This window comes from Vibrio gelatinilyticus (assembly GCF_022836845.1).
Taxonomy (GTDB): domain Bacteria; phylum Pseudomonadota; class Gammaproteobacteria; order Enterobacterales; family Vibrionaceae; genus Vibrio; species Vibrio gelatinilyticus.
This window is the reverse complement of the sequence record NZ_JAJNNZ010000010.1, coordinates 1-12223: the sequence shown is the minus strand read 5'-3', so window position 1 is coordinate 12223 and position 12223 is coordinate 1. Positions and strand designations below refer to the sequence as shown.

The window sequence follows — 12223 nt, the reverse complement described above, 5'->3', positions numbered from 1 at the left end:
CACGGTCTTTATCTTAGCGTCACATCAAGGATTAACCTTTTTGTACCGCTGCAACTTCGTCAGCGAAGCTCATTTCAGCCGCTTTCTCGATACCTTCACCAACTTCTAAACGTACGAAGTTAGTTACTGAAGCGCTTCTTTCTTTAAGAATATCGCCAACAGTTTTCTTAGGTTCCATGATGAAAGCTTGACCTGTTAGAGAGATTTCGCCCGTGAATTTCTTCATGCGGCCAACAACCATCTTCTCAGCGATTTCAGCTGGCTTGCCTTCGTTCATAGCGATTTCAACTTGAACAGCTTTTTCTTTTTCTACTACGTCAGCAGGAACGTCAGCTGGGTTCAAGTAATCTGGCTTAGACGCAGCAACGTGCATTGCAACATGCTTAAGTGTTTCAGCTTCGCCTTCACCAGCAACAACTACACCGATTTTCTCACCGTGGCGGTAAGAAGCTAGTGCAACACCTTCAACGAACTCAACGCGACGGATGCTGATGTTTTCGCCAATCTTAGTAACTAGCGCAATACGTGCTTCTTCAAACTTAGCTTGAAGTGCAGCGATGTCTAGGCGCTCTGCTAGAGCAGCGTCCGCTACTTCGTTAGCAAATGCTAGGAAACCTGCATCTTTTGCTACGAAATCAGTTTGGCAGTTTACTTCAAGAAGAGCGGCAACGCCTGCTTCTTCTTTGATAACGATAGTGCCTTCAGCAGCAACGTTGCCCGCTTTTTTAGCTGCTTTCGCTGCGCCAGATTTACGCATGTTCTCAATTGCTAGCTCGATATCGCCTTCAGCAGCAACAAGCGCTTTTTTACATTCCATCATGCCCGCAGCTGTGCGTTCACGAAGTTCTTTTACTAGAGCAGCAGTTACAGTTGCCATTCTCTATTCCTCAGTTGGTTCTAAACTAGGTAAAATTCAGGGGCTCAATATGTCGGCCCCTGTATGCTATGACTTAGTTTACTTAAAACTAGGTTTCATCAAAACTAAGTTCGTCTCAGAGCTGCTATTATTCAGCTTCTTCAACAAAGCCGTCTTTGTCAGTTACAACAACAGCGTCTTTGTTGCGACCTTCTTTAACCGCGTCAGCTGCAGCGTTCAGGTACAGTTGTACTGCACGGATTGCATCATCGTTACCTGGGATGATGTAATCAACGCCGTCTGGGTTAGAGTTAGTATCTACTACAGCGTAAACTGGGATACCTAGGTTGTTTGCTTCTTTAACAGCAATGTGCTCGTGATCAGCGTCGATTACGAATAGAGCGTCTGGTAGGCCGCCCATGTTCTTGATACCACCAAGAGACTTCTCAAGCTTCTCCATTTCGCGAGTGCGCATTAGAGCTTCTTTCTTAGTTAGTTTCTCGAAAGTACCATCTTGAGCTTGTGCTTCAAGTTCTTTTAGACGCTTGATAGACTGACGAACTGTTTTGTAGTTCGTTAGCATACCACCCAACCAACGGTTGTTTACGTAGTACTGGTTGCTGTTGATAGCAGCTTCTTTAACAGCTTCAGATGCAGCGCGCTTAGTACCAACAAATAGAACTTTACCTTTCTTCTCGCCAACTTTAGCAATTTCAGCTAGAGCGTCGTTGAACATAGGTACAGTTTTTTCTAGGTTGATGATATGTACTTTGTTACGAGCGCCAAAAATGAACGGCTTCATTTTTGGGTTCCAGTAACGAGTTTGGTGACCGAAGTGAACACCAGCTTTAAGCATATCGCGCATTGATACAGTTGCCATTTTAAAATCCTCTATGGGGTTAGGCCTCCACATCCCCCATGTGTCCGACTCAGCAAGAAAGCGTAATTAGGCTGACTTCTAAGCACCCCGGAACATGTGTCGGAATGTGTGTGATTTAAAGAAATAAAGTAAGTGGAACTCAACTCACATCGCCAAAACTGAAGATAATGAGTCGATATTCCGGCGCGCTTTATACCATATTTTGACCATTCATGGCTAGGGAAATCACAATTTATCTTATATTTTGTCCACAGATTTTAAGCGGCTCACAATGCAATTCTTCCAAAACTGTTTTAAGTTCAATTAATAAAGGGGAAAACGTAAAACCATCACAAACTTTGTGCATAACGTTTTAGCCTTAGAAACGAGAGTTATTCTTGTTGCGCTTCGTTCTATGGTTGTTAAAATAACGCGTCAAATTAGTGAGTCGAGAATATAATGTCTATCAAAATCAAAACTGAAGCTGAAATTGAACGTATGCGTATTGCGGGTAAGCTCGCAGCAGAACTTCTAGAAATGATCGAACCTCATGTCAAAGAAGGGGTGACGACCGAAGAGCTGGATAAGATTTGTGCTGACTACACTCGCGACAAAGGTGCTTACTCAGCTCCTTTAGACTATCATGGGTATCCAAAGTCCATCTGTACATCAATCAACCATATTGTCTGCCACGGCATCCCTGCAGAGCAAGATTCAGTGGGGACAACTGGTAAGCTTAAACCAGCTGTACTGAAAAACGGTGATATTGTAAACGTCGATGTTACCGTCATCATTCCTAACGAAGAGAATGCACCGCTTGATACTCGCCCTGAGGGCTATCATGGGGACACATCTAAAATGTTCTTCGTGGGGGAAGTTTCTCCGGCAGACAAGCGCCTATGCATGGTTGCCCAAGAAGCTCTTTATCTGGGTATGAGAACCGTCAAACCCGGTTCTACCGTTGGTGCTATCGGCACTGAGATCGAGAAATTCATCAAGAGCAATAACAAGAAAAACCCACGCAATAAGTTCTCGATTGTTAAAGACTTCTGTGGTCATGGAATCGGTTCTGAGTTTCACGAAGAGCCACAAGTGGTCCATTACAAAAATAATGACCGACGCATCCTAAAAGAGGGGATGGTCTTTACCATAGAGCCGATGATTAACGCCGGTAAATTTGGCTGTAGCATTGATGCCGAAGACGATTGGACTGTGTACACCGGCGACGGCAAAAACTCAGCGCAATGGGAACACACCATTGTGGTGACAAAGACCGGCTGTGAAGTGCTAACGTTAAGAAGCGATGAAACCATCCCTCGCTTAATGAATAACGCATAGCGCCAATGACACTTCAGATTAATATCCTCACTGGCTGAGGATATTTTTTTATCCTTGGCGATCTGGTATAACCATTAGAGTAACTTTTAGCTTGCACGGATCGCACCTTATGTCTTATCAATCGCCATCTAACTTTACCGATGAACAACTGAGTATTTCGCTCCTCAAAGAACAATTAGAAAACTTTGCCCAATTCCAGAAACTGGAATTTCTTAATCATCACCCCATCACAGACCTCGTTCTCGGCCGTTCTGATTATATCGACCTGTTGCTCAACCGGTTATGGACGTTTCACGGATTGAATGATCAAACGACCCTTTCTCTCGTAGCTGTCGGTGGATACGGTCGTGGTGAACTTCATCCACTATCGGATATCGATATACTTGTGGTCTCGAGAAAAAAAATTCCCGAATCTCTACAAGCCAAAATCAGTCAGTTCATTACCTTGCTATGGGATTTACGCCTTGAAGTTGGCCATGCTGTACGCACTATCGATGAATGTTTAGAAATCGGTAAATCCGATCTCACTGTGGCCACCAATTTACAAGAGTCTCGCCTTTTATCTGGCAGTGAGGATACCTTTCAGTCCCTCAAAAATATTATTGATTCTGACAGTTTTTGGCCGTCAGAGGATTTTTACCGCGCAAAACTGGAAGAGCAGAGAATTCGACATGCCAAATATCACGACACTACATACAACCTAGAACCAGACATTAAATCAACGCCCGGCGGGCTGCGCGATATCCATACTCTGAGCTGGGTGGCACGCCGACATTTTGGTGCAACGTCTCTGTTTGAAATGAGCCGTTTTGGATTTTTAACCGATGCCGAATACCGTGAACTGGTGGAATGCCAGAACTTTTTGTGGCGAGTCCGTTTTGCACTGCACATAGAACTGCGTCGTTATGACAACCGTCTTACTTTTGCTCATCAAGCTCAAGTTGCTGAAAGCCTTGGGTTCGTCGGTCAAGGTAACATCGCGGTTGAAACCATGATGAAAGAGTTCTACCGAACATTACGCCGAGTGGCCGAACTCAATAAGATGCTTCTCAAACTTTTTGATCAAGCAATCATCAACAAAGGAAAAATCGCCGAAGCACAAATTCTCGATGATGACTTCCAAAGACGAGGAACATTGATTGAGGCAAGAAAACCAGCACTGTTTCAGGCGAGACCAGAAACGATTCTTGATATGTTCATTCATATCGCTAACGATTCCACTATTGAAGGGGTTAGCCCCGCAACTTTAAGACAATTGCGTACAGCTCGTCGTCGACTCAACAAATTCTTACATACCATCCCAGCGGCTCGTGACAAGTTCATGGATTTGGTTCGCCACCCCAACGCCCTCAACCGCGCTTTTCGTTTAATGCATAAATTGGGTGTATTAGCCGCCTATTTACCGCAGTGGAGTCAAATTGTAGGCCAGATGCAATTCGACTTGTTCCATGTTTATACCGTTGACGAACACAGTGTGCGATTGCTCAACCATATTAATACGTTCAATTTTGAAGAAAGCTATCAAAAACATCCTATCTGTTGTGAAGTGTACCCAAGGATGCAAAAGAAAGAGTTACTTATCCTCGCGGCGATTTTCCACGACATAGGTAAAGGTCGCGGCGGTGATCACTCAGAAATAGGCGCAGTCGAAGCTTATGACTTTTGCATTGAACACGGATTGTCGAAACCCGAAGCCAAACTGGTCTCTTGGTTAGTACAAAATCACCTGCTGATGTCCGTAACAGCGCAACGACGTGATATCTATGATCCGGACGTCATTATTGAGTTCGCTAAAAAGGTCAGAGATGAAGAATATCTAGAATATCTAGTCTGTCTTACGGTTGCTGATATTTGTGCGACCAATCCAGAATTGTGGAATAGTTGGAAGCGCACCCTATTGGCCGAACTATTTCATTCAACTCAAAGATTACTGCGACGAGGTTTAGAAAACCCAGTCGATGTTAGAGATCGTATCCGTCATAACCAACAGCTTGCCTCTGCCATTCTTCGCAAACAAAACTTTTCGGCTAGAGAAATCGAAGTCCTTTGGCAGCGATTTAAAGCCGACTATTTCTTAAGACATACCCATAAACAAATCGCATGGCATTGTGAGCATATACTCAATCAAGAAAATGCCGAGCAACCATTGATCCTAATGAGCAAGAAAGCGACGCGCGGTGGTACCGAAGTCTTCGTCTATAGTAAGGATCAACCAGCACTCTTCGCCACAGTGGTTGCAGAGCTTGATAGACGTAACCTTAACGTTCACGACGCTCAGATTATGACGAGCAAAGACGGCTTTATCTTAGATACTTTTATGGTACTTGACCAAAATGGCAAAGCGATTGACGAGGCTCGCCACCAAGCCATCACTAAACACATAACCCATGTATTGCAAGACGGTAAACCCACCAAAATAAAGGTTCGCAGAGCGCCAAGAAACTTAAAGCATTTTAATGTCAAAACACGCATCGACTTTCTCCCGACAAAAGGAAAAAAGCGTACATTAATGGAATTAGTCGCCCTTGATGCTCCTGGACTCTTGGCAAAAGTAGGGGCAACCTTCGCCAAACTAGGCATTCACTTACACGCCGCTAAAATCACTACGATTGGAGAGCGTGCAGAGGACTTATTTATCCTAACAGGTCCTCAAAATGGTCGACTCACAGAAGAGGAACAACAGCTTCTACAAGAGAAACTGCTCGATACAATATCAGAACAAATCACTAGTTAAGTAACCAGATTCGCAAACAAGATCTGCTCAATAAATGAACAGGTAGAAGATTTGGAGGGCATTGCTATATATTTAAGCGATCTCCTCCACATTTCTTTCCAATTGCTCTAATAATCAACTATCTACCACATCAATACCCTGCTACAGTTGTTATGTAAAAACACAACAAAAGAGGCCGCATATGTATCCAAACCTCACAGGTTTAGGCATCCACGATCCTAAGCAAATTGAGCGTTATTCTTTAAGACAAGAAGCGCACAAGGATGTGTTGAAAATTTATTTTCTCAAGCAGAAAGGTGAACTGTTTGCGAAAAGTGTCAAGTTCAAATACCCGCGACAAATGAAAAGTGTCCGAGTCGATAGCAGTAGTCAAAACTACAAAGACGTCTCAGAGATCAATCGCAATTTAACCTTGGTCATAGATGAATTAAATCAAATCACCAAACCTGCGACATATACCCAAAAAGACATCAAGAAGAAGGTACTCTCCGATCTTCGCCACCTTGAAAAAGTGGTGACCAGTAAAATTGCTGAAATTGAAGCTGATTTAGAAAAACTGAAATAGTACTCGCGTGCACAACAAGCAAAAAAAATGCTCCCCGAGGGGAGCATTTTTATTATGGTGTATAGAATGTCGCAGCACCCGGTCCTACTGGTAGACCTAGTAAGAACACCCAGATGTAGAATAGAACGCTCCAACCTACAAGGAAGCAGATCGAATAAGGTAACATGGTCGCAATCAACGTGCCGATACCTAGATTCTTCATATAGCGAGTCGCTACCGCCAAAATAAGACCGAAGTAACTCATCATAGGCGTAATAATGTTCGTTGTTGAGTCACCGATACGATACGCAGCTTGAATCGTTTCTGGGGCATATCCAACCAGCATTAACATTGGAACAAAGATAGGTGCCGTTACCGCCCACTGTGCAGAGGCTGAACCAATCATTAGGTTAATGAAACCACACATTAGAATGAACGCGAAGAACAGTGAAGGACCTGTCAGACCAATAGTCTGTAGGAAGTCCGCACCCGCGACTGCGAAAACTTGACCAAAGTTTGTCCACTTAAAAAACGCAACAAACTGAGCAGCAAAGAATACCAATACGATGTACATGCCCATTGAAGACATTGACTTAGACATCGCATCAATGACGTCTCGATCATTTTTCATTGAGCCCGTCACTTTGCCGTAGACAAAACCAGGGATCGCAAAGAACACAAAGATAAATGCAACAATGCTCTTCAAGAATGGAGAACCTGCTATCAGACCATCTGCCGTACGCAGAACACCATTCTCAGGGACCACTGTTGACGCAATGACAGCACCTACGATAAGAACCGCGATACCCGCCATTTTCAGACCTTTCTTCTCAATGTCTGTTAGCGAGCCCATCTTATCTTGAGATAGATCTTCTGCAGCTTCTTCATCGTTGTATTTGCCCAATTTAGGCTCAACAATCTTCTCAGTGACAAATGCCCCCATAAAAGAGATAAAGAAAGTCGAGACAAACATGAAGTACCAGTTTACCTCTGGACCAACCGTATAGTTTGGATCGATCATTTGCGCTGCGGTTTCAGTAATACCTGATAACAGAGGATCGACCGTACCAATCAACAAGTTCGCAGAGTATCCGCCTGACACACCCGCGAATGCCGCGGCTAGACCCGCTAATGGGTGACGCCCCAAAGAGTGGAACAGCATCGCTGCGAGTGGAATAAGTACTACGTAGCCTAGCTCAGAAGCAGTGTTAGAGATAATACCAGCAAAAACAACCGTGACCGTTACCATGCGCTGCGATGCACCCATAACAAGTCCACGCATCGCTGCAGAAAGCATTCCTGAATGCTCTGCTATTGCTACACCTAACATCGCTACTAAAACGGTACCTAACGGTGCAAAGCCAGTAAAGTTTTTCACGAGGTTGGTAACGATTAGCTGAAGGCCTTCAGCATTAAATAAACTGACGACATGAATCATGCCATCAGCAGCGCGGCCTGCTGCACCTTCAGGGCGAGGATCGGCCACTGCGACTTCAAAGTAACCAGCGATGCCTGACATCACTAATATCGCAACGCAGAAAATGGCAAAAAGCGTGATTGGGTGGGGTAATAGGTTCCCCAAGTATTCGACGCTATCTAGAAAGCGCGTAAATAGAGGTTTTTTAGGTTTGTTGTGTTTCATTGCGGCAGATGTGCTCATCTGACCCTCCTTATTATCTTTTTTCCTATGCCTTTTCGTTCCAAATCATCACTCGATAGTGACAACCTTATAAAAAGCAGCTGGAGAGTACGTCAGCAATTTTCGATAATAAAGTCTAATGTGTTGCAAAATGTAATAATTGAACACAATACTACCACCATGTTAATCTTATGTCGCCACTTAGCCCAAATAACACATGATAAGCAACAGATTAATTCACGTCAGCTATCGCACTTCTGTTTTGTAACAGAAGGTACGGCTCTCAATGATTTTCAGCCATTCTTTGTAGGTAATGGGTGAAAAAGCTATCCTTGCAACAAACCTTGCAAGAACAGCACCCGCGTGGAAAGATCAACCATAATGACTTGCATCCAACCTGATATTGAGTTTGCCGTGTCCTATTCTCTACAACCGATCGGTTTTGTCCGTTCACCTTATAAAGAAAAGTTTGCCGTCCCTCGCCAACCAAAGCTTGTCAGCTGTGCGACCGCAACAATAGAGTTAACGGGTGAGACTAACTCCCCTGAAGCGCTTCGAGGTATCGAACAGTTTTCACATCTATGGCTACTGTTCTTATTTGATAAAAATTTGACCGCTGGATGGAAACCCACTGTTCGCCCACCTCGCCTTGGCGGGAATCAACGAATCGGTGTTTTTGCCTCACGCTCGACCTTTCGTCCAAATGGCATTGGTCTATCCGCTGTGGAGTTTCGCACAGTCCGTCAGGTTCAAGGAAAAACTCTTATCGATGTAGGCAATGTAGACCTTGTCGACGGCACGCCAATTATCGATATTAAACCTTATATTCCCTACAGTGACAGCATTCCTCACGCTACAGGGGGCTATGCTGATTCAGAGCCAGAAACCATATCCGTGCTTTTTACATCTTCAGCAGTTCAGTCGTTAATGGCGATACAAGACTCCGAGCATAAGCAAAAGGTCATTGAGCAGGTTCTCGCGCAAGATCCGCGTCCTGCTTATAAAAAAGGCAAACCCGATAACAAGGAATACGGGGTAAAGCTCTACGAGTTGAATGTGAAATTCAAAATAATCGATAATCACGCTCTTGTTACCGCTATTGACTCTTTGTAGAAACACATTTGGCTGATATCATAGGCGGCTTAACTCGATTTAGGCACTAACGCCTAGATTTATTATCAACATGATAAACGGATACCCATAAATGCGTACCAGTAACTATCTTCTTTCTACTCTGAAGGAGACACCAAACGACGCAGAAGTTGTAAGCCACCAGCTTATGCTGCGTGCAGGTATGATTCGTAAGCTAGCATCAGGTCTATACACTTGGCTACCAACGGGTCTGCGTGTTCTGCGTAAAGTCGAAAACATCGTTCGCCAAGAGATCGATAATGCAGGTGCAGTTGAGACTTTGATGCCCGTCGTGCAGCCGTTTGAACTATGGGAAGAGACAGGCCGATCTGAAAAGATGGGTGCAGAGCTTCTTCGCTTCACTGATCGTCATGAGCGTCCGTTTGTACTTAGCCCAACAGCAGAAGAAGTGATTACAAGCCTTGTGCGTAATGAAGTCAGCTCTTATAAGCAGTTGCCACTCAACCTGTACCAAATCCAAACTAAGTTCCGTGATGAGCGCCGCCCACGTTTTGGCGTGATGCGTGCACGTGAGTTCTCCATGATGGATGCCTATAGCTTCGATATCGACAAAGAAGGCTTAGAGAAGTCTTACGAAGCGATGCACGACGCTTACTGCAAAGCCTTTGACCGCATGGGTCTAGACTACCGCCCAGTACTGGCAGATACCGGTGCTATTGGTGGTAACGGATCACACGAATTCCATGTATTGGCAGAAAGCGGTGAAGACCTTATTGCCTTCTCTTCTGAGTCTGACTACGCAGCAAACATCGAAAAAGCAGAAGCAGTGGCTCCTACAGAGAAGCTAGCAGCACCAACACAAGAAATGACACTTGTCGATACACCAAATGCTAAGACCATTGCCGAACTTGTTGAGCAATTCGACTTAGCCATCGAAAAAACAGTGAAAACTCTGTTTGTGAAGGCTTCAGATGAAATCGATGCTCCGCTTGTTGGTCTTATCATCCGTGGTGACCACGAGCTAAACGAAATCAAAGCTGAGAAACTGCCTGAGATCGCTTCACCGCTAGAAATGGCAACAGAAGAAGAGATCCGTGCAGCCATCGGTGCTGGTCCTGGTTCGCTTGGCCCTGTAGGCCTTGAACTGCCATTTATTGTTGACCACTCTGTTGCCGTAATGAGCGACTTCGGCGCCGGCGCAAACGTGGATGACAAGCACTACTTTGGCATCAACTGGGGCCGTGATGTTGAGCTTGGAAAAGTTGAAGATCTGCGTAACGTAGTCGAAGGTGATCCAAGCCCATGTGGTCAAGGTACTATCCAGCTTAAGCGTGGTATCGAAGTGGGTCATATCTTCCAGCTTGGTAAAAACTACTCAGAGAAGATGAACTGTGGCGTGCTTGGTCCGGATGGTAAAAACACCATTCTAGAAATGGGTTGTTACGGTATTGGCGTATCTCGCGTCGTCGCTTCTGCTATCGAGCAGAACAACGATAAGTACGGCATTATCTGGCCTGACGCTCTAGCACCATTCCAGGTTGCTATCGTACCGATGAACATGCACAAGTCTGAGCGCGTGAAAGAAGCAGCTGAGAAACTGTACGCTGAACTGACAGCAGCGGGTATCGAAGTGCTATTTGACGATCGCAAAGAGCGCCCAGGTGTGATGTTCTCTGATATGGAACTTGTTGGCATTCCTCACACGGTCGTCATCGGCGACCGTAGCATGGATGAAGGTAACTTCGAGTATAAGAACCGCCGTACTGGTGATAAAACACCAATCGCGATGGCTGATATCGTTGCTCACCTTAATACACAAATGGTTTAAGCTGTATGCTCGACAGTTAAAAAGGTCGCTTCGGCGACTTTTTTTCATTATACGGCACGAATAGACGAAGGCCAGAAATCACACAATCGCCATCAATAACCGCATTGTTTAAACGTTTTTTGTGAAACGCCACCCAATAGTAATCGTAACAATAAGTGACTGACCTCACACTGTCGTATCATCACCCTATTCACCAAGTTAACTTAAAATATGAACAAGGCCTTTAAGGAATGAAAGCTATCAAAAGCCACTTACGACAGTTTGACAAGTGGCGCCGGAGTAAAATGCAAAGCCTGGAACCGCTTTTGTACAAAATTCCAAACAACACGACTCATAGACAAGAGCACCTACTTCATAAAAAAGACGTACAGTCGATCCTTATCATTCGTAATAATAAACGAATTGGTAACATGTACTTTTTGTTGCCCTTTGTACGCCAGGTGCGAGAAAGCTACCCAGATGCGAACATTACTCTAATGCTGAGCCAGCCGTGGCAAGGTGAGGTGTTTGCCAATTTAGGAATAGATAACATTGTTTATTCGCAGTTCTCTTTCAAGAAGGCACTAAGTTGTTGGCAAACGATCAGGACACTTAAGAAAACCGTCTTTGATCTGATTATCACTCCATACAGCTCTGCTGAAGACACGCTTATCGTTGCTAATCTGTCAGCGGGAAACAAAGTCGGCCCAGATAACTCACGTCGTGACATCGCGTATACCCATACTTTCCAAAAAAATGACGATTATCAACACGCCGCATTAAACTGCTTGTATCTGCTTCCTTATTTAGGAAACACCTTAAGTCAGCCTATTTCGCATCATATTGAATTAAGTGATGAAGAGCTGTCTGCCGGAAAAGCAGCGATGGAAAAGACCTATGAAGGGCAGAATCGCGTTGTTGCCTACTTTCGAGGAGCTCGCGGCTCAAAGCAGTTGTCCGACTCCACATGGCAATCAATATTAGACCGCTTCGAGCGCAGCTCTGATAAGCCTGTAACCTGGATTGAGATCCTGAGCCCCGATATAACAGCACCGCTGAACGCAGGTACGCTTACCTACTCAAACCGCAACATGCGCATACTGGCTAGCTACCTTAAAAATACTGATGGCTTTGTTTGCTGTGACACTGGTCCACTGCACCTAGCTGATGCCGCGGGCGTTAAATGTTACGGGTTGTACAATAAAACCGATCCGAAAACCTTTGGCGTCCTCGGTGAGAGATCTGTCAACATCACCGATTTCGAACAACCAGACAAAGGCGCCGCACCGCTAGAGCTCATACTATCGACGAGCTAATAGCGTATTCTCTAAAATGAAAAAGCCGCAGAGTGTTT

General features: G+C 44.7%; 9 protein-coding genes. 6 read left to right on the top strand and 3 right to left on the bottom strand.

The genetic code is table 11. From position 1 onward, the window contains the following. Positions 1-31 precede the first annotated feature (31 nt). Together tsf and rpsB are read right to left on the bottom strand one after the other, a co-directional pair. Positions 32-877 (bottom strand): translation elongation factor Ts, encoded by an 846-nt coding sequence (tsf, locus tag LNL84_RS12835; protein WP_244357962.1) that lies wholly within the window; start codon positions 875-877, stop codon positions 32-34. A 127-nt stretch (positions 878-1004) separates the two neighbouring features. After that, positions 1005-1736: a 30S ribosomal protein S2 gene (rpsB, locus tag LNL84_RS12830; RefSeq protein WP_244357961.1), complete on the bottom strand. Its 732-nt coding sequence runs from the start codon at positions 1734-1736 to the stop codon at positions 1005-1007. A gap of 438 nt (positions 1737-2174) precedes the next feature. On the opposite strand from rpsB, the gene map reads away from it, so the two are divergent. The 3 genes from map to LNL84_RS12815 all read left to right on the top strand — a co-directional run bounded on the left by map (position 2175) and on the right by LNL84_RS12815 (position 6352). After that, positions 2175-3053, top strand: coding sequence for a type I methionyl aminopeptidase (map, locus tag LNL84_RS12825; protein ID WP_244357960.1), 879 nt, complete (start codon positions 2175-2177; stop codon positions 3051-3053). A 109-nt stretch (positions 3054-3162) separates the two neighbouring features. Then, positions 3163-5787 carry a bifunctional uridylyltransferase/uridylyl-removing protein GlnD gene (gene glnD / locus LNL84_RS12820; RefSeq protein ID WP_244357959.1) on the top strand — a complete coding sequence of 875 codons (2625 nt, stop codon included), beginning with the start codon at positions 3163-3165 and terminating at the stop codon, positions 5785-5787. Positions 5788-5968: 181 nt separating this feature from the next. Next, positions 5969-6352 carry a DUF3461 family protein gene (locus LNL84_RS12815; protein ID WP_244357958.1) on the top strand — a complete coding sequence of 128 codons (384 nt, stop codon included), beginning with the start codon at positions 5969-5971 and terminating at the stop codon, positions 6350-6352. Positions 6353-6404: 52 nt separating this feature from the next. On the opposite strand, the gene LNL84_RS12810 is transcribed toward LNL84_RS12815, so the two are convergent. After that, complete coding sequence (locus tag LNL84_RS12810) at positions 6405-7991, bottom strand: AbgT family transporter (RefSeq protein ID WP_244357957.1); 1587 nt, start codon at positions 7989-7991, stop codon at positions 6405-6407. A gap of 360 nt (positions 7992-8351) precedes the next feature. On the opposite strand from LNL84_RS12810, the gene tsaA reads away from it, so the two are divergent. From tsaA to LNL84_RS12795, 3 genes are all read left to right on the top strand, one after another. Further along, a complete protein-coding gene (gene tsaA, locus LNL84_RS12805) occupies positions 8352-9083 on the top strand; it encodes a tRNA (N6-threonylcarbamoyladenosine(37)-N6)-methyltransferase TrmO (RefSeq protein ID WP_244357956.1) in 732 nt (243 codons plus the stop codon). 91 nt (positions 9084-9174) lie between these two features. Further along, positions 9175-10890, top strand: coding sequence for a proline--tRNA ligase (locus LNL84_RS12800; RefSeq protein ID WP_244357955.1), 1716 nt, complete (start codon positions 9175-9177; stop codon positions 10888-10890). 230 nt (positions 10891-11120) lie between these two features. Then, entirely contained in the window at positions 11121-12185 is a 1065-nt protein-coding gene (locus LNL84_RS12795; RefSeq protein ID WP_244357954.1) for a glycosyltransferase family 9 protein, read from the top strand. The last annotated feature ends 38 nt before the right edge of the window (positions 12186-12223 follow it).